18 protein-coding genes are annotated in these 17,748 nt (G+C 59.6%); 3 read left to right on the forward strand and 15 right to left on the reverse strand.

Annotated features, from left to right (window positions below):
• Positions 1 to 285 precede the first annotated feature (285 nt).
• The 3 genes from IEX36_RS11650 to alr form a co-directional block, all read right to left on the reverse strand.
• Positions 286 to 1,311 carry a Gfo/Idh/MocA family protein gene (locus IEX36_RS11650; protein ID WP_188759455.1) on the reverse strand — a complete coding sequence of 342 codons (1,026 nt, stop codon included), beginning with the start codon at positions 1,309 to 1,311 and terminating at the stop codon, positions 286 to 288.
• Positions 1,311 to 1,520, reverse strand: coding sequence for a hypothetical protein (locus IEX36_RS11655; protein WP_188759456.1), 210 nt, complete (start codon positions 1,518 to 1,520; stop codon positions 1,311 to 1,313). The genes IEX36_RS11650 and IEX36_RS11655 overlap by 1 nt, the downstream gene beginning before the upstream one ends.
• A 175-nt stretch (positions 1,521 to 1,695) precedes the next feature.
• A complete protein-coding gene (gene alr, locus IEX36_RS11660; RefSeq protein WP_188759457.1) occupies positions 1,696 to 2,877 on the reverse strand; it encodes an alanine racemase in 1,182 nt (393 codons plus the stop codon).
• 233 nt (positions 2,878 to 3,110) lie between these two features.
• Here alr and IEX36_RS11665 point away from each other — a divergent pair, with 233 nt between their 5' ends.
• Positions 3,111 to 4,454, forward strand: a complete 1,344-nt coding sequence (locus tag IEX36_RS11665) for an SGNH/GDSL hydrolase family protein (RefSeq protein ID WP_188759458.1) — start codon at positions 3,111 to 3,113, stop codon at positions 4,452 to 4,454.
• A 236-nt stretch (positions 4,455 to 4,690) separates the two neighbouring features.
• On the opposite strand, the gene IEX36_RS11670 is transcribed toward IEX36_RS11665, so the two are convergent.
• On the reverse strand, positions 4,691 to 5,230 hold the full coding sequence (locus IEX36_RS11670) for a YbhB/YbcL family Raf kinase inhibitor-like protein (protein ID WP_188759459.1): 540 nt from the start codon (positions 5,228 to 5,230) through the stop codon (positions 4,691 to 4,693).
• An 80-nt stretch (positions 5,231 to 5,310) separates the two neighbouring features.
• Entirely contained in the window at positions 5,311 to 5,871 is a 561-nt protein-coding gene (locus tag IEX36_RS11675; RefSeq protein ID WP_188759460.1) for a MarR family winged helix-turn-helix transcriptional regulator, read from the reverse strand.
• Positions 5,872 to 5,940: 69 nt separating this feature from the next.
• Here IEX36_RS11675 and IEX36_RS11680 point away from each other — a divergent pair, with 69 nt between their 5' ends.
• Positions 5,941 to 6,609 carry a class I SAM-dependent methyltransferase gene (locus IEX36_RS11680; protein WP_188759461.1) on the forward strand — a complete coding sequence of 223 codons (669 nt, stop codon included), beginning with the start codon at positions 5,941 to 5,943 and terminating at the stop codon, positions 6,607 to 6,609.
• A 40-nt stretch (positions 6,610 to 6,649) separates the two neighbouring features.
• On the opposite strand, the gene IEX36_RS11685 is transcribed toward IEX36_RS11680, so the two are convergent.
• From IEX36_RS11685 to greB, 8 genes are all read right to left on the reverse strand, one after another.
• Complete coding sequence (locus tag IEX36_RS11685) at positions 6,650 to 7,444, reverse strand: methyltransferase family protein (protein ID WP_229668910.1); 795 nt, start codon at positions 7,442 to 7,444, stop codon at positions 6,650 to 6,652.
• 176 nt (positions 7,445 to 7,620) lie between these two features.
• Entirely contained in the window at positions 7,621 to 8,523 is a 903-nt protein-coding gene (locus IEX36_RS11690; protein ID WP_188759462.1) for a ParB/RepB/Spo0J family partition protein, read from the reverse strand.
• A gap of 2 nt (positions 8,524 to 8,525) precedes the next feature.
• A complete protein-coding gene (locus IEX36_RS11695) occupies positions 8,526 to 9,500 on the reverse strand; it encodes a ParA family protein (protein WP_188759463.1) in 975 nt (324 codons plus the stop codon).
• A 409-nt stretch (positions 9,501 to 9,909) separates the two neighbouring features.
• A complete protein-coding gene (rsmG, locus tag IEX36_RS11700) occupies positions 9,910 to 10,539 on the reverse strand; it encodes a 16S rRNA (guanine(527)-N(7))-methyltransferase RsmG (RefSeq protein WP_188759464.1) in 630 nt (209 codons plus the stop codon).
• Positions 10,540 to 10,787: 248 nt separating this feature from the next.
• On the reverse strand, positions 10,788 to 11,777 hold the full coding sequence (locus IEX36_RS11705) for an aldo/keto reductase (protein WP_188759465.1): 990 nt from the start codon (positions 11,775 to 11,777) through the stop codon (positions 10,788 to 10,790).
• A 76-nt stretch (positions 11,778 to 11,853) separates the two neighbouring features.
• On the reverse strand, positions 11,854 to 12,657 hold the full coding sequence (locus IEX36_RS11710) for a gamma-glutamyl-gamma-aminobutyrate hydrolase family protein (protein ID WP_188759466.1): 804 nt from the start codon (positions 12,655 to 12,657) through the stop codon (positions 11,854 to 11,856).
• Positions 12,658 to 12,770: 113 nt separating this feature from the next.
• Positions 12,771 to 13,787 (reverse strand): hypothetical protein, encoded by a 1,017-nt coding sequence (locus IEX36_RS11715; protein ID WP_188759467.1) that lies wholly within the window; start codon positions 13,785 to 13,787, stop codon positions 12,771 to 12,773.
• Positions 13,788 to 13,929: 142 nt separating this feature from the next.
• Positions 13,930 to 14,526 (reverse strand): transcription elongation factor GreB, encoded by a 597-nt coding sequence (gene greB / locus IEX36_RS11720; protein ID WP_188759468.1) that lies wholly within the window; start codon positions 14,524 to 14,526, stop codon positions 13,930 to 13,932.
• Between the two features lie 101 nt (positions 14,527 to 14,627).
• Here greB and IEX36_RS11725 point away from each other — a divergent pair, with 101 nt between their 5' ends.
• The gene (locus IEX36_RS11725) at positions 14,628 to 15,008 is read left to right on the forward strand and encodes a VOC family protein (protein WP_188759469.1); all 381 of its coding nucleotides are present in this window, start codon (positions 14,628 to 14,630) and stop codon (positions 15,006 to 15,008) included.
• 52 nt (positions 15,009 to 15,060) lie between these two features.
• Here IEX36_RS11725 and IEX36_RS11730 read toward each other — a convergent pair whose 3' ends face one another.
• Positions 15,061 to 15,852, reverse strand: coding sequence for a lysophospholipid acyltransferase family protein (locus IEX36_RS11730; RefSeq protein ID WP_188759470.1), 792 nt, complete (start codon positions 15,850 to 15,852; stop codon positions 15,061 to 15,063).
• Positions 15,853 to 16,138: 286 nt separating this feature from the next.
• On the reverse strand, positions 16,139 to 17,680 hold the full coding sequence (locus IEX36_RS11735) for a bifunctional folylpolyglutamate synthase/dihydrofolate synthase (protein WP_188759471.1): 1,542 nt from the start codon (positions 17,678 to 17,680) through the stop codon (positions 16,139 to 16,141).
• Positions 17,681 to 17,748: the final 68 nt, after the last annotated feature.

The raw sequence follows: 17,748 nt of genomic DNA on the forward strand, positions 1-17,748 counted from the left end.
TGTCGTCGCGGTTGCTGTTGCGGTTGCTGTTGTCGTCGCGGTTGCTACAACTGTTGTCGTTGCGGTTGCTGTTGTCGTTGCTCTGTCTTTGTCGTTGTCTCTGAGATAGGCCCGGACTTCAGTCCGGGCAATACCGACGCAAAAAGAAGCAGGGGCTTTAGCCCCTGGGACAGCCTTCAATAAGGCTGCCACTTTTCAGTGGCCTCTGAAGGCCCGCTCTCTAGATGCATGGGAGCCGCTTCCGCACCATGCGTTTGAAAAAATCCAGCCGGAGTACAAATTCGCTCACAACCCGGCACGCGCCGCATGTCCCCGAATCGCACCATTAATCTCAAGCGCCAGCGCCAGCGCAGCGCGCCCGTCATCGCCGCTTACAACCGGCCGCCCTCTCCGCCGCACCGCATCCAGAAACGACTCAATCTCCAGCCGCAACGGCTCGCCCTCCGTCACCGGAACCTTACGCAGCGACAATCCCTCCGAAGGATGCGCACCCGCAACCGCAAGCTTCGCCAGCGCAGCCGGGTCCATCCCCGCAGCAGCCGTCACATCAATCATCAGCAGATCCTGCCGCGCAAAGTCGAGCGACAGATACTGATGCGGCTGAAAGAACCTCAGCTTCCGCACACGCTCCGTGCTCACGCGGCTTGCCGTGAAGTTCGCCACGCAGCCGTTCTCAAACTCCAGTCGCACATTCGCAATGTCCACCTTGTTCGAGAGCACCGGCAGCCCCACCGCCCGCACCTCGCGTACCGGCGAGCCCACAAAGCTCAGCACAATATCGAGATCATGAATCATCAGGTCGAGCACCACATCCACGTCCAGCGAGCGCGGCGTAAACACGCTCAACCGATGCGCCTCAAAAAACATGGGCCGATTCAACACACCGCGCGCAGCCGTCACCGCCGGATTGAACCGCTCCAGATGCCCTGTCTGCACGATGCGGTTATGCTTCTTCGCCAACGCAAGAATCGCATCCGCATCGGCAAGACTCGCCGCCAGCGGCTTCTCAATCAGCAGATCGACGCCGCGCTCGAGCAACGGCTGAGCTGCAACCGCATGATGCACCGTCGGCACACACACCGAAGCCGCATCCACGCCACCCACCGCAGCAAAGCACGCATCCACGCTGTCGAAACCAGGAACACCGAACCGCGCCGCAGCTTCAGCGGCGACAGCAGCATTGGCATCCACCACGCCCACCAGCCGCACATCGCGCCCCGCCTGCTCCAGCTCGCGATACACGCGCAGATGGTTGCGCCCAAACGCACCCGCTCCAACGATAACAACCCGCAGCGGCGCCGCTCCCGCCACTACTTTTCGCCCGGCGCCTCAACCGCCTCGCGGCAGCGCGAGTACAGCGCCAGCAGCTCCGTCACATGGTCCTCAGCCTTCGCCGCCGACGCCGCAACAAACCCCGTGCTCCCCGTCGACTTCGACCCAACATTCGCCTGCGACGCAATAAACTTCAGCAAATCCAGCGCGATGTCTTCCGTCCGCCGCGCTCCTGCATTCAATTCCATGGACTCGTCCCTCATTTCCTTCAACCGATGTTAATGTCCCCACGCCGCCCACGCAAATCACACAGAGCCATCTGCTTTTCGCAGCAGTCTGTTTTGCATTTCCATTCCGAACCCTAAGCGAAGGCGTAGGGGATGGAATCTGCTTCTCTCTTCTCAATCCGCAAACCAACAGTGACTACACCAGCACTCGCCGCTCCGCGCGCACACCACACAAAATCTCATACGAGATCGTCCCCGCCACGCGCGCATGATCGTCCGCCGTCACGCCATCCCCCAGCACAGCAACTTCATCATCCACACTCACGCCGTCAATCCCACTCACGTCAACCACGGTGAGGTTCATCGACACGCGCCCCACAATCGCCGCCCGCTGCCCGCGCACCATCACCCATCCGCCAGCGCGCCCGTTCGTCGAACTCAACTCGCGCCGCAGTCCATCCGAATACCCAATCGGCAACAGCGCCAGCCGCATCGGCTCGTTCGCAACAAACGTCGCGTTATACCCAACCGCGTCGCCCGCCCGCACCTCGCGCACATCCATCACGCGCGTCTTCCACGTCATCACCGGCCGCAAACGCTCGCGCACCAAAGCCCGCCCCTCGCCCTCAATCGGCAGACAGTATCCATAGAGAGCAATCCCCGGCCGCGCCATCGCCCGCGCCCCCACACTCGCCGCAAGCTCCCACAGCCAGCACAACGAATCCTCCGCCGCATCATTGTCGATCGTGGACGAATTGCCCGCATGGACCCACTCCGGCCGCACCCCAGCCTCGGCCACCACGCGCACCGCAGCAGCAAACCGCTCCCGCTGCGCCCGCGTCTGCTCCGACCCCGCAAACTCCGCCGAAGCAAAGTGCGTCATCACGCCATCCACAACCAGGCCGTTCTCCTTCATGAGACAAAGCAGCGCAGCCACACCCTCAACCGCCGCACCCTGCCGCGTCATGCCCGAATCCACCTCCAGATGCACCCGAACTAGCCCCGCACCACGCCGCCGCGCCGCAGCCCCAAGCCGCTCCACCTGCTCCCGCGTCCAGATCACCGGCGTCAGCCCATGCTCCAGCACAGCATCATCTTCCCCAAGCGGCCCGCACATCACCAACACCCGAGGCTGCTCCGCAACCGCAATCCCCGCAGCCGACAAAGCCCGCCGCACAGCCAAACCCTCCAAAGCATCCGCAACCCCAAGCCACTCCACTCCAGCCCGAGCCAGCACCGGCGCACACAACTCCGCACCATGCCCATACGCATCAGCCTTCACCACCGGCAACACAGCTACATCCGCGCCGGCGGCCTCCACCAGCACCTGCAGATTCCCCACCAGCCGCGCCGCAGATATCTCCACCCAGCTCTTCACACTCCCTATCCTAACCGCGCGAGCCGACACCAAAAACCAACCGCGGATTTCACGGAGCGACACGGATCAAAAGTACAAAAGGAAAAATCCGTGTCCCTCCGCGAAATCCGTGGTCGATCTTGTCCCTAGTCCGTCGACCCTTCTCTGTGATACAAAACCTCGTCCGAAGAAATGCCGCCCGGAGCACCGCAAATCCCCGCCCGCGGCGTCATAACAGGGAGCAGTGTGCCGCCATGAAAATGAACGGACATTCAACACCTAGCCTCTTCCTGGCCCTCCTCGCCACGACTGCCATCCTTGCACTCGCCGGATGCAGCAGCAGTTCATCCAACCCGCTCGCCTCCGTCCAGGCCGCGCAGCAGAAGAACATCGGCAACTTCTCCAACACCGTCTTCCTCGGCGACTCGCTCACCGCCGGCTACCAAAGCGGCTCGCTGCTCGACACCCAGCAGGTCCACGGCTGGGCCCCACTCGTCGCCACGCAGGCCAAGTTCACCATCGTGCAACCGCTCATCGCGTACCCTGGAGCGCCCAGCGTCCTGCACCTCGTCAGCCTCGGTCCGCCGCCCGTCATCACCGCCGTCAGCGGCACCACCACCGGCCGCGACAACTTCGCCACCCAGCCCACCGACCTCGCCGTCCCCGGCGCATACGTCAACGACGTCGCCAACACCATCCCCCTCACCAACCCTGCTCCCGGCCAACAACAACTCAACCAGCTCGTCCTCGGCTTCCCCGGCCTCGGCTACGGCCAGGACTACAGCCAGGCACAGTTCGCCATCGCCGCCCAGCCCACCACCATCTTCCTCTGGATCGGCAACAACGACGCCCTCGTCGCCGACCTCACCGGCACGCCCAGCTCCATGACGTCGCTCTCCAACTTCACCACCCAATACACCGCGCTCATCACGCTGCTCTCCACCAAAACCACCGCGCACCTCGTCATCGGCAACATCCCCGACGTCACCCTCGTCCCCTACCTCCAACCCGCCGCCCTCATCCTCGCCGAGTACTCCGCCGCGACGCACCTTCCCACCGCCACCCTCAGCGCCCTATTCGGCATCGCGCCCGGAGACTTCGTCACGCCCGAGGGCCTCACCGAGATCTCCGCCATCCTGAGCGGCGCGCAGAAGACCCCACTCTCCGACGCCGGCGTCCTCACCGCCGCCGAAGCCGCCACCGTCCGCACCAACATCGCCGCCTACAACCAGGTCATCTCTCAGCAGGCACAATCCGTCGGCGCCACGCTCGTCGACATCAACTCGCTCTTCTCACAAGCCGCCGCCAACGGCGTCACGGTCAACGGCTACACCGGCACCTTCAGCTTCCTCGGCGGCCTCTTCTCACTCGACGGCATCCACCCCACCAACACCGGCTACGCCGTCGTCGCCAACGCCTTCATCGACGCCATGAACTCATCGATGCACACCACCATTCCCGACGTCAGCCTCTCGACCGTCTCTCCCACCGACCCGCTCTGGCCACCCAACTTCATCCCCCACGCCGAACCGGCACTGCGCCTAATGATCTCCCCAGCCGCAGCCGCCGAAGTGAAAACCATCCTCCAGCGCCACTGACCTTCCCGCAGCTTTTTTCATTTCGAGCGAAGTCGAAGGGGGAGGAATCTGCTGTTCACTGCCCAGCCATAAACGCTCGGGTGGAACCCTCACCAAACCAAATCCGCCGTCATCCTGAGCGAAGTCGAAGGACCCCGAGGCCGTATCGGTAGCCCACACCTCTGCTCCCTTTTAGCCACCAACCGCGGCATGGGCGGAATGCATGAACTCTCCCGGCCTACAAAAGCTGTCATCATTCACCGCCCATACTTACCCATCAACTGCCCCTGTGCGAGCACATGTCCATGCATCGCCTTCGACACCTGGCTCTCATCTGCGCCCGATGGCAGCGCAAGTACCTGGTCCAGCGCATAAACCGTAAAGAAGTATCTGTGCTGCGAATGACCCGGTGGACAAGGTCCGTAGTACCCAACCTTATCGCCCGAATTCACCCCCTGCCGCGACCCATCCGGCAGCATCTCCTTCGCCACAACACCTCGCGCCAGGCCACGCGTCTCGGCCGAAAGGTTATAGATCACCCAATGAATAAACGTCCCAGACGGCGCATCCGGATCACTCACAATCACCACCATGCTCCGCGTCCCTGCCGGAGGCTGGTCCCACCCCAGCGCAGGCGAAACACCCTCCCCATCGCACGTAAACTGCTTCGGAATCTCCGTGCCCTGCTGAATATCCGCGCTCGTCACCACAAGCGTCCTCGGCGCTGACTCCGCCGTCGCAGCCTTCCTGCACCCATCCAGCGAAAGCAGCACAACCGCAACCGCCGCCACACTCATCGCCCAATTCCGCATAACTATCAAAGTTGCAGATTGCCCATAACTGGTTGCCAATCCAAAGCAACTTTGGCGCTAGGATTCTAGGATTCCCTCGTTCCGGCACGCGCACTCACTGCTGATCGCCGAGCTCTTTTCCCCGCTTCAGCAGCCGAGCCCACATCACTCGCACGACCAGCGCCTCGCGCATCCGCCTCGCTCGTGCGGATCGAATTCATCTCCGCAAAGAATCGCACCACCGACTCCAGCTCCTCTTCAGGAACCGTCGACAGAAACGCTCCCAACCGCTGATTGATCCCGTCGTAATACGAATTGATCTTCTCAAGCTTCTTCGGATTCACCCGCACCAGCACACTCCTCCGGTCATCCGGGTTGGCCTCGCGCTTGATATACCCAGCCTTCTCCAGCCGGTCCAGCATCACCGTTACGCCACCCGTAGTCAGCCCCGTGCATACCGCCAGCCGGCCCGGCGTAGCTGGCCCCAGAATCTCCAGCACATTAATGCACTGCATATCCGTCAGGCTAAACCCCACCTGGTCCGCCACTCTTTGGTTGAAAAGGATCGTTCCAGCAATAAACTGCCGTATCTGAACCACAAACGCCGCATGAAGATTTGCGCGGTTTTCACTTGACTTTGTCGCCATAGTAGACTTATTAAATAAGTATCTTATTTTATAAGATACTTATTCTCCGTGATAGAAGGTGCATCCATTATGGCAGTCGCAACCCAAAAAGCCTACAAAGGTATCGGCATGGAAGGCGGAATCGCCCGCTGGTACGAGAAAACCACCCGCCAATATCTCCCGGAATTCAGAAACGACGCCGACCGCTTCGCCGACATGCTGTTGTCACCCAACAGCAGCATCCTCGAAGTCGCCCCCGGCCCGGGATTTCTCTCCATCGAGCTGGCCCGCAAAAAGCAGTTCCACGTCACCGCCCTCGACATCAGCAAGACCTTCGTCGAGATCGCCAAAACGAACGCGCAGCAGGCCGGCGTAACCGTCGACTTCCGTCTGGGCAACGCCTCCGTCATGCCGTTCCCCGACAGCACCTTCGATTTCTTAGTCTGCCGCGCGGCCTTCAAAAACTTCACCCAGCCAGAACGCGCGCTCCGCGAGATGCGCCGTGTCCTCCGCCCCGGTGCCAGAGGTGTCATCATCGACCTCCGCCGCGATGCCAGCATGTGCAAGATTGGAAAGCACGTCCGCAGCATGGACTTGAGCACATCCAGACGCATCCTGACCAAACTGACCTTCCGCTTCATGCTCCTCAAACGCGCCTACACGATTCCGGAGTTCGAAAACATGCTCCAAAGCATCGGCTTCACCAAAACCGAGATCCACCCCAACGACGTAGGAATGGAGATCTGGTTCGAAAAATAGCGGAGCCATCATCCAACACTCAATCGGATGCAGCCGTTTATTAGCCCTCGGTCGCTTGACTAGTCCGCGGCAGCATCGCTCTTATGATCAGCATCAACCCCAACGACACCAGCACGCCACGCATCAACAAAAACGCGTTGTACCGATACCCAAGCGCCACGAAGGTCACAAACACGCCCCACATATAAATCTCGCCCAGAAACGCCAGCCCCCACCGCGCCCTTGTCGCCGAAGCCGCAACCCGCGGCCTCAGCGCAGGAAATATCCGCGGCACCAGCGAGCAATACGCCCGATAAGGCTCACCAAGCTTCGCCGAAAGAAACGCCTCTTCGCCACCAATCAGCCGAAGCTGAAACAGCGCCAGCGTCACCACGCAGAAGACCGCGCCCGTTGGCGGCATCAGCAGCGCCAACGCCAGCGAATGAATCACCAGCCCCGCATACAGCGGATTCCGCATAAAACGATACGGCCCCGCCGCCACCAGCTCCGCGCCATGCATCGCGCCCGACTGCACCACCGGCGCTCCAATATAGGCCGAACCCCACGTCCGCAGCGCCGCCGCCACAAACGCACAAATCGCCGCCAGGATCAGCAGCCAATTGAACGCCGCACCAATCGAAATCGTTCCAGGCGCCAGCTTATACAGATGGTCTGCCAATACACCCCACACATGCGGGTTCGGCCCATCCGAATCCAGATGCAGCCACTTGTCCCAGGGCGCCCAGAACCCCAGAACAATAATCACGGCATGAATCAGAAGCCGAAACCGAAACTCCAGCCCCGTCGCCCGAAACGGCATCAACCCCGGCTGCTCCATCTGAACTGTCCTCTCCATCACCACTCCTCAAACCCTTCGGCACACCCGACTCTAATCGCAGCATAAAGCAACCGCGGATTCCACGGATCAGCACGGATTTTCGTTTTTATCCGTGTCCATCCAGACAATCCGCGGTCGATTTTTAGATCGGTGTCATCGGTGCGAATCGGCGTTAGGCCTCCACATCCTTGCCTTCACCCCAGCGCGGCAATGATCGCGTCGAAGTCTTCAACATTCGCATACTCGATCACCACCTTGCCCTTGCCGTGCTTGTCCTCAATCCGCACCTTCAGCCCCAGCTTCCGCTGCAGCTGGTCCTGCGCCTCGCGAACATTCGGGTCCTCCGGCTGAACATCCTTCTTCTGTTCAGGCTTCGGCTTGCTCTCCGGGTTGATCAGCCCCTGAACGTAATTCTCCGTCTGCCGCACCGACAGATTCAGCGCCAATATCTTCTGCGCCGCCGAAGTCGCAGCATCGCCTTCCAACGCCAGCATCGCCCTCGCATGGCCAAACGACAGCTCACCCGACTCTACTTTCTTCTGGACAAATTCAGGCAATCGCAACAAACGAATGAAGTTACCAACCGTAGCCCGATCCTTGCCCGTTCGGTAAGCCATCTGCTCCTGGGTCAGTTTAAACTCCCGGCTCAGCCGCTCGAACGCCTTCCCTTGTTCTATCGGGTTCAGGTCAGCCCGCTGCAGATTCTCGACAATCGTCATCTCCAACGTTTGCTCATCGTTGGCCGAGCGAATCACTGCCGGAATCGTCTTCTCGCCGGCCTTGCGGCTCGCCAGCCAGCGTCGTTCCCCCGTTATCAATTGGTAACGGTCCTCGCCAATCTTCTTAACCACAATCGGCTGCACCACGCCGGTTGCCGAGATCGACTGCGCCAGCTCGTCCAGCTGCGTCTCATCGAAGTGCGTCCTGGTCTGGTAAGGATTCCGCTCAATCGAGTCCAGCGGAAGATCAATCGGCTTGCCCAGCACCTCGACGGCAGTAGCGGCAATCTGCGGCACGACCGCAGGGCGCGAAGGCAGCAGTGACTCAAGCCCTTTCCCCAGGGCACGGCGTTTCGGATCATGCGTAGCTGTAGGCATCTTTATGCTTCCTTGCTCTTCTTCGACCAGAATCTCTTCTTCTCCGGCTGCTGAAACGACTTGAGCGAACTCGCAGCCGCGGCCGCAGCAGCCTTGCGCCGCTTGACCTCAGGGCTCTCCATGCCATTCCGCGCCAGCAGCTCCAGCGCGAGCTCCCGGTAAGCCTCGGCCCCACGCGACTTGGCATCATACAGCGCAACCGGTTTGCCGTGGCTCGGCGCCTCCGCCAGCCTTACATTGCGCGGAATCGACGTCTTCAGCAGCTTGTCATCGAAAAACGCCTTCAAATTCTCTGTCACCTGCATCGCCAGGTTCGTGCGGTCGTCATACATCGTCAGCAACACGCCTTCAAGCGCCAGCTTCGGATTGAACGCCTGCGTCACTTTGTCCAGCGTGCTCATCAACTCCGAAATACCTTCCAGAGCAAAGTACTCGGCCTGCATCGGCACCAACAGCCCATCGGCCGCAACCAAAGCATTCAGGGTCAACAAATCCAGCGCCGGCGGGCAATCCAGAATGATGAAAGGGTACTGAGCGCGAACCGGCTCGATTGCCTCGCGCAGCCGAAACTCTCGCTTCTCAGCCGAAATCAACTCGATCGTCGCGCCAATCAGGTTCTTGCTGCTCGGAACCAGCTTCAGTTTCTCGATCTCAGTCGGAACTGTCGCCTCGGCAATCGTGGCCTGACCCAGCAATAACTCGTATGTACTCTGCCGCGTCTCGTCGTCATCCTTCGGTCTGGCAAAACCCAGCCCGCCGGTCGAATTTGCTTGCGGATCGCAGTCAATCAGCAGAACCTGCAATCCTTCGAGCGCCAGCGACGCAGCTAAGTTGATGGCTGTGGTTGTTTTGCCCACGCCGCCCTTCTGATTGACAACAGCAAGGACCTTCGAGGGTGCAGGCGCAGCCTCAGGCTTGGCCTCGCCATTCGGTTTGGCCTCAGATGCGGGTTTATCGGCAGGATGAATGGTAATCATCGGCGTAGAAGCAGGTTATCGGGACGTGAAAATCATGGCAACGTCCAAAGGGTTGTGGAGAAGTTACCACCCCTGTGGAGAACGTGTGGAAGCTCCGCTTTCCGCTGGATATAGAAGGCTTCTGCCCGAGCCAATGTGGAAAACTTAAATGCATTTCTACCTCGTCAGCACGTCCAAAATGCTCCACGTGGAGCATTCTTGAAATACCTAACACCGATTCACACTGATCTCACCGATAGAACAACCCAACCACGGATTTCACAGATCGGGGCGGATTCTCCTTTTCGCTTTTATCCGTGTCCATCCGCGCAAGCCGCGGTCGTCCTATGTTTTTAAATCGGTGTTATCGGTGTAAATCCGTGTAAGCCTCTCACGGCAGGGGGCAGAATGCTCCACGTGGAGCATTTTGTCAGTCGGGAATAGACTTCATAGCCCTGATGAGATAACTGGACTGGCTCCCGGGGATAAGAACAGGTGGCTCGACGGTAAAATCCGCTGGGAGCTCAGGATGAGCGCCCGCTAGCAAAAGGATTTCCCGGGATGCGCGCGGCACTGCAGCCGCGAAGGCAGCAGCCATATGATCGACGGCCCGCAGGGTAACGATATCGAACTGTCTTGTCTCAGGTAGAGCTTCCGCCCGTTCGGCCCACACCTCAACATTTTGAAGCCCAAGTGTCCGAACAGCCTCACGGAGAAAAGTAGCCTTCTTATTCTGCGATTCGGCCAGCGTAACAGCGATCTCTGGACGAAGCAGGGCGATGGGAAGCCCTGGGAAACCCGCTCCTGAGCCTAAATCCAGCAAAGTCTTGGTTTCGAAGCCAACGTGGCGGCCTGCAAACAAGCTCTCGCCGAAGTGGCGCTGGACTATCTGACCCGGGTCACGAATAGCGGTCAGATTCGTGCGAGCGTTCCACTTGAACAGCAGATTGAGATACTGCGAGAGTTTTGCCGCAAGCCCGGCTGGTATTTCGGGTAGGTAAGGGGCGAGAAGTGCTTCGATTTGGGCTTCAGAGATGTCAGATTGTTCCACGTGGAACATTTTAAGGTCAGAAATGCTCCACGTGGAGCATTCTCGAAAAACCTAACACCGATTTACTCCGACCCCACCGATAAAGGCAATCCGACCACGGATTTCACGGATCAGCGCGGATCAAATCCAAAAAGGAAAAATCCGAGGCCATCCAGGAAATCCGCGGTCGTTCTGGTTTTTAGATCGGTGTTATCGGTGTAGATCCGTGTTCAGCCTCTCGCGCCAGAGGGCAGAATGCTCCACGTGGAGCAATTTCGCTAGCGGTCAACGGACTTGAGGGCAGCCGTGTTGTATCGGTCACCCGCAATCTCGGACTCCGGCACGGCGGCTTCGAGCTCGGCGATCTCTGCCGACGACAGGTGGATATCCACGGCAGCAGCGTTCTCTTCGAGGTATTTCCTGCGCTTGGTCCCCGGGATTGGCACCATGTCCTTGCCCTTTGCCAACACCCACGCCAGCGCCAACTGGCTGGCTTTGATGCCTTTCCGCTGTGCAATGGCCTCCAGCCGCTCGACCAGAACGAGATTTTTGTCGAAGGCTCCTTGGGCGAAGCGAGGATAGCGCGCCGCACGAAAGTCTTCGGCACCCAGGTTTTGAGTGTTTTTGATGGCCCCGGTGAGAAATCCACGTCCCAGCGGGCTGTACGGAACGAACCCGATGCCTAGCTCGCGGACGGTTGGGAGTATCTCGGCTTCAACGTGGCGCTCCCACAGGGAGTACTCGGTCTGAAGCGCAGTGATGGGGTGAATCTTGTGGGCGCGGCGGATGGTTGCGGGAGACGCCTCGGACAGCCCGAGGTATTTGACCTTGCCAGCCTTTACCAGCTCGGCCATCGCCCCTACCGTGTCTTCAATGGGAGTGTTGGGATCGACGCGGTGCTGGTAGTAGAGGTCGATATGGTCCACGCCAAGTCGCTTGAGCGAGGCGTCGCAGGCGGAGTGAACATATTCAGGGGTGCCGACGACGACGCTCGCGGGATTGTCCTTGCTGCGCTTGTTGCCAAACTTCGTGGCGAGGAAGACCTCGTCGCGCCGGTTGCGGATAGTTTTGCCAATGAGCTCTTCATTGTCGCCGATGCCGTACATGTCGGCGGTGTCGAGGAAGTTGATGCCGAGATCGAGTGCGCGGAGGATGGTCGCGGCCGACTCCTGGTCATTGCGCTCTCCGTAGAACTCGCTCATACCCATACAGCCGAGTCCCATGCGAGAGACGACTGCGCCTTGTGAACCAAGCTTTACCTTTTCCATGGCTCAGTTAGATGGGTTGAAGCGCGGTGACGACTCGCGTGCTGCTGAAATGCTCCACGTGGAGCATTTTTGATGGCTACTGGCTTTTGGCAACGGAGGTGTGGATGGCGCGAGGGGTCCAGGCGGCGGCTTCGTTGATGAAGCGGCGGAAGATGGCTTGCGAGGCGGGGCTGATGTCGTAGCTGCGCTCGGGATGCCACTGGATGCCGAGGACCCAGTGGGGATTGCCGGTTTCGGTGGCTAAGCCACCTTCGACAGCTTCGATGACGCCATCTTCGGGGCAGCGGGCTGTGATGCGGAGACCGTCGCCGGGGGTTTCAATGGCCTGGTGATGGCTGGAGTTGACGCGGAGGTTCAGGTGACCGGTCTGTTCGGGCGCTTCTTCAGGTGTGTCCTTTTTGAGGATGCCGCCGAGGACGGAGTCGGGTTCGATGTTGGCGGTGTGGGCGACGGGGACGTCGCGGCCTGCGCGGTGGTTGATCGGCGTATGAGTTGGGTCGATGTGCTGGACGAGCGTGCCTCCACGCCAGACGTTGAGCGACTGGGTGCCGAAGCAGATGGCGAGGATGGGTTTGTAGAGGTTGTGCGCGTCCTGGATGAGGAGCTCGTCGACGTTTTCGCGGGCCGGATCGGCGGGCGAGCACTCGGGGATGGGTTCCGCGCCGAACTTGTGCGGGTTGATGTCGGCGGGGCTGCCGGGGAGCAGGACGGCCTGACAGGTGTTAATCAAATTGACAATAGTAGCCGGGGTTCCAGTGAGAGGAATTTCGACCGGCTCGCCGCCGGAGCGCTCGACCGCCTGCGCGTAGACAGGCCAGGAGCGCTGGTTGTACTCGGGATTGGTGCTGGTCGGAACGGGAATGGCGATGCGGGGCTTCATAGGCAGGATCAGGAACCAGTGGCTGGGAATGGTTCTATGAAGATGGTAACTCCAACTGCGATTTCGCTTGCTGGTCTAAATGATGAGAACGGCCTTTATGGTGACTAATCGGACTAGAACGGGATATCGTCGTCAGAGATTTCCGCTGCTTCGGTAGCTTCGAATCTCAAATCGAGAAGTATCCTTGCTGACTGCTCGAGAAATTCCTCGCGATCCATGAAGATGATGTGTCGGCGCTGGGAGGCATCAAGCTGCTGAGCCAGCCAACTCCGAGCAGCTTTTGTAATGTCTCCCGCCGAAATCAAATACAAGTGATCCAGCAAAACCATACGGTTGATCTCCGGATCATGGATGGGATGATCTATCGCCATGCGAGCCTGCGTAAGAATGTTCGCTACGTTTTTCTCGGCTGAGGCGTTATTGGAGTCGATCCTGTTCTTCTTGACTTGAGCACAGAAGTAAATCCAATGCCCGGTCGGCAACTGGTACTTCATCCATAAGTCCTTGCCGAACTCGAGCGATCGGTCACTATGGCCGGTCGGGGTCACGCGCCTGTATCCCAACCGTTGAAAGAGCGGAACAAGAATCTTTTCGATGAATTCGTCTTCGCTTGCTCCATCAAGAAAGATGTTGAGCTTTTTGCGTTGTTCAATCTCTTCCTGAGAGAGTGGCCTGCTGGTCTGTGAATAGGAGGCACTGCTGATTCCAGTGCCGGTGGTGCGCAGGAAACATCGGCCCGATTCGTCAAGGTATGCGGTAATGCCATGACGTTTGACGATGTTGTTAAAGCTCTCAAGAGCCTTCGCGATGTCTGCAAAGTGTTCCGGATTTGTCTCGCCCCGCCGCCGCAGTTGACGGTTGTGCCGGTCGAAATCGTCCTGCTCGAAAAGCTCCGAAATCACACGGCAAAGGTCGTCAGGCGGTAAATCAACAGAGGTAGCTGGCCCAAGATTGAGTTCTTGAAGGCGTTCGTTCGCCCATTTCGGCCGGGTCGTTCCGTCATGGGTAAAGGGGAGGCCGCAACGCTTGAAGAAACGCGTTATGTAATAGCTACTGCGGTACGGAAAGTGAGCAGCATCTCCGACGACCATTCGGGCAATCTCTTCGAGTACACTGTCTGTCAATTTCATCGTGCTTCTGACTATATTGGAAAGCCGCCGCTTCTCGATTAGTCCTCATAAGTCGGCTTATGGGAAGTAATCATACCGCTCACTGATGAGAAGCGCTTTATCAGGGCTCACGTTCTCTTCGGATGCGATAGGTTCGCTCATGTCAGCGATCAAGTTTTGGCGAGAGCTCGAGCCCCTGTGGTTCGCGGAACGGTTCTACAGCAATGTGCTCGTACCGCACTTCCAGCACGGTCAGGGTTTCAGTGCCGCCCGGCGCATGAAGAACAACTTCGTCACCCTCTGCTGCTCGCATGAATGTGCGGCCCAGGGGTGAGGCCCAACTGATGTGGTTGAGATCGAGATTGACTTCGTCCGTGCCGACGATGCTCACCACGCGTTCTTCTCCCGCGGCATTCGCATAGCGCACGGTGGCTCCAAAGAACGCTCTTGTTGCCCGCAGCCCCGTTCTCGGAGCTTGCGGATCTACCACCTCCGCGGCTTCTATTCGCTTCGTCAGGAAACGAATCCGTCCGTCGATCTGCCGCAGTCGCCGCTTGCCGTACTGATAGTCGGCGTTTTCACTGCGATCGCCGTTGCCCGCAGCCCACGCCACTACCTCCACCACCGCCGGGCGATCCTTGTTGAGCAAAAAAAGGCGCTCATCTTTCAGGCGCTGGAGCCCGCCTGGAGTGATGTAGTTTTTGGCATGATTCGCTGCTGGCTCCTCAAACTTAGGTCTTCTTGTAAACCCTTTTCGCATCCTGCGGCCCCTCTTCCAGCGCGCTTACCGGAGTTTCACTGTTCTAGCTTAATTGAACACCCTATTCGTTCTTGTAAGCCGGGAGGAGTAGCTTTAGGTGTATGAGCTACCGTTTTACCGCGATGCTGCATATTCCTGGCGATGTTCGCGAGGCTGTCTCCTTCTATGAACGTGCGTTTGGCGCTACGACTGGGTGGAGTACGCCTCCTGCTGAAGATATGGTGGCGCAGCTTCTGGTGCATGGTGCAGAGTTCTGGGTGCATCCTGAGGGAGAAGCGATCGGCAATCCGTCGCCGGCTCAGCTCGGTGGAACAGCGGTGCGGTTGATGCTCATCGTAGACGACCCGGATGCGGTCTTCGATCAGGCCGTGGCTTCTGGTGCGGTCGTTCGTTCGCCCATGCAGGATCGTGACTATGGATGGCGTGACGGCTCAGTCCAGGACCCTTTCGGTCATCGCTGGGAGATCGGTAAGCCGCTTTAGCATTGTGATGAGTGATCCAGAGAAACAATTCGCGCAAGCTGCCCAGTGATACTTATTGAGCCGAGTGCTGCATGTAGGTAGTGGTGATTGCTTGGAAGAGTTGCTGGGTGAGGGTGTCGGCGTCGCGGGTGGTTAGGTTGGTGGTGGGGATTGGGTCGCCGATGATGATGGCCAGCGGGCGCGGGTTGAGCGCGTAGGTGTGGATGGGGAGCAGCTCGTAGGTTCCGATCAGCGTGATGGGGATCAGCGGGACCTGGGCTTTGATGGCCATGTACGCTGCGCCGGAGACGAAGGGTTTGGTTTCGCCGTCGTGGGCGCGGCCTCCTTCGGGGAAGATGACCAGCGGGAGACCGTGTTTGAGTGTGGCTACTCCGCGGTTGAGGCTGGCGACGGCGTTGCGGGCGCTGGATTGATCGACCGGCACTTGCCCCGAGCGGTTGAGATACCAGCCGATGAAGGGGACCTTCCAGAGGCCTTGCTTGGCGAGGATGCGGAACTGGAAGGGGAGATGCGAGAAGAGGACCGGGGTGTCCATGTAGCTGAGGTGGTTGGAGGCATAGACGGCGGTCTCGTGCAGGTGGAGCTTTTCTCGGTTGATGACTTTGACGCGCGAGAGGCTGAGGATGAGCAGCGTGCGTGCCCAGAGGTGCGCGATGAAGTGTTGCTGGCGACCGGATTTGTCCCAGAGGCCGCAGATGAGCGAGATGGCGCCGAAGAAGGCCGTGGCCAGGCCAATCAGCGGCAGCAGGACCAGGTACGTGAGCCAGCGCATGAAGAAGGATGGGCCACGAGGGGGCGATGGCTCGCTTGCAGGCGCGGCGGGAGCGGGCTCGGAAGAAGGCATAACACCGATTTTCACCGATGACACCGATTTAAGTGCGACCACGGATTGGAGAGGATACGAACGGATTTGCTGCCGGTGGAATGGCAGAGTTTGCGGAAGGGTCGAGTTTCCTCGTCGTGGATGGGAAACTTTGTACCGTTTTTTGTATGGGTGTAGTCCTTCTCCAAAGCGAATATTCGTGACAGCATGGGCAAAATGCGGGGGTTCTTCGCTGCGCTCAGAATGACATAGAAGCGATGGTCGTGGGGAGAATGCTCTAAAGATTGAACCGCTGACTGGGTTGCCTTCATCCGCGCTTCTCCGCGTCATCCGTGGTTGTGCTGTTTGTCTGTGCTTGATCGGTGTAGGTCGGTGTTGCGTTGTTTGTGAGGGCGAGGGAGCGGACTTCGCCGACGAGGTAGACGGAGCCGGTGACGAGGATGAGGCCGTTGGAAGGGGTAAGTTCGCGGGCGCGCTCGAGGGCTGCGGCTACGTCGGGGGTGGCGTGTGCGGGAATGTCGAGGGCGCGGGCGGCTTCGAGGAGCGATTCAACGCTGGAGGTGCGAGGGCTGTTGATGGGGCAGAAGAGGATGTTGTCGTAGGGACGGTAGCTGCTGCGGTCGAAGAGGGGGAAGAGGATCTGCGCCATCTCGGTGAGGGACTTGTCGCGGAGGCAGCTGAAGATGAGGGTGCGGGGCTGGGCGTCGGGGAGCTGGGCGATGGCGGCGCGGAGTGTCCAGGCGCCGGCGGGGTTGTGGGCCACGTCGAGCAGGATGGGCGGCGCGGTGGGCAGAAGCTCAAGGCGGCCGGGCCAGCGGGTGTGGCGGATGCCGGTCTCGATTGCCTGATGGGTGATTTTGTAACTGGTTTGGTTGCTTTTTGGGGGTAGGTTGTAACTTGGTTGGTTACGTAATTCGATGGCGGCCGCGATGGCTAAGGCGATATTGCGCTGCTGGTGGTGGCCGGTGAGCGGGGAATGGACTTCGAGAGGCTGGTTGTCGAGCGTGAGGGTGTAGTGATTGGGGGTGAGCTGACTCTCCGGATGGACTCGCGGCTCTTCAGACAAAATGCGGGGGTTCTTCCCCTTCGTTTCACTCAGGGTCAGAATGACGGCTTGTTGGGTCTGGTTGACGGTAGTGGGTGGGATAAATTGGGCGGCGTTGATGGCGCGGATGTTCAGGCGTGTGGCAACTTCGCCGATGGCTTCGTTGGCTTCGGGGTGCTGGGGCAGGGTGATGAGGGTGCCGTTGGAGCGGAGGATGCCGGCTTTTTCGCGGGTGATTTCGGTGATGGTGTGGCCGAGGTACTCCTGGTGGTCGAGCGAGATGTCGGTGATGATCGAGAGGAGCGGGTCGACGATGTTGGTGGCGTCGAGACGGCCGCCCATGCCGACTTCGAGGACGGCGATGTCGACTTTCTGCTCAGCGTAATAAAGGAAAGCGACCGCGGTGAGGGCCTCGAAGAAGCTGGGGTGGTGGGGGAGACGGCCCTCGGTGACGAGCGCGGAGCCGGCGGAGTCGACCTGGAAGTAGAGGCGGGCGAAGTCGTCGTCGGAGATGGGAAGGCCGTTGATCTGGACGCGCTCGTTGACGCGGATAAGGTGCGGTGAGGTGTAGAGCGCGGTGCGGTAGCCAGCAGCAGTGAGGATGCTTGAGAGTGTGGCGGCGGTGGAGCCTTTGCCGTTGGTTCCGGCGATGAGGAGCGATGGGAAGCTGGCTTGCGGGTCGCCGAGGGCTTCGGCGAGGATGCGCATGTGGGCGAGATCGAATTTGCGGCGCGTAGCGGCAGAGGCCGGGGCCAGCTCGTGGCCCAAGGCGTAGAGGTGATCGACCGCAGCGGTGTAGGACATGGGGCTATTTTAGGTCAGTTACCTGTTACAGGTTGTAGGTTATTGGTTCTAAGCCGACAACCACTTAC

It is taken from the genome of Edaphobacter acidisoli, from assembly GCF_014642855.1.
GTDB classification, from domain to species: domain Bacteria; phylum Acidobacteriota; class Terriglobia; order Terriglobales; family Acidobacteriaceae; genus Edaphobacter; species Edaphobacter acidisoli.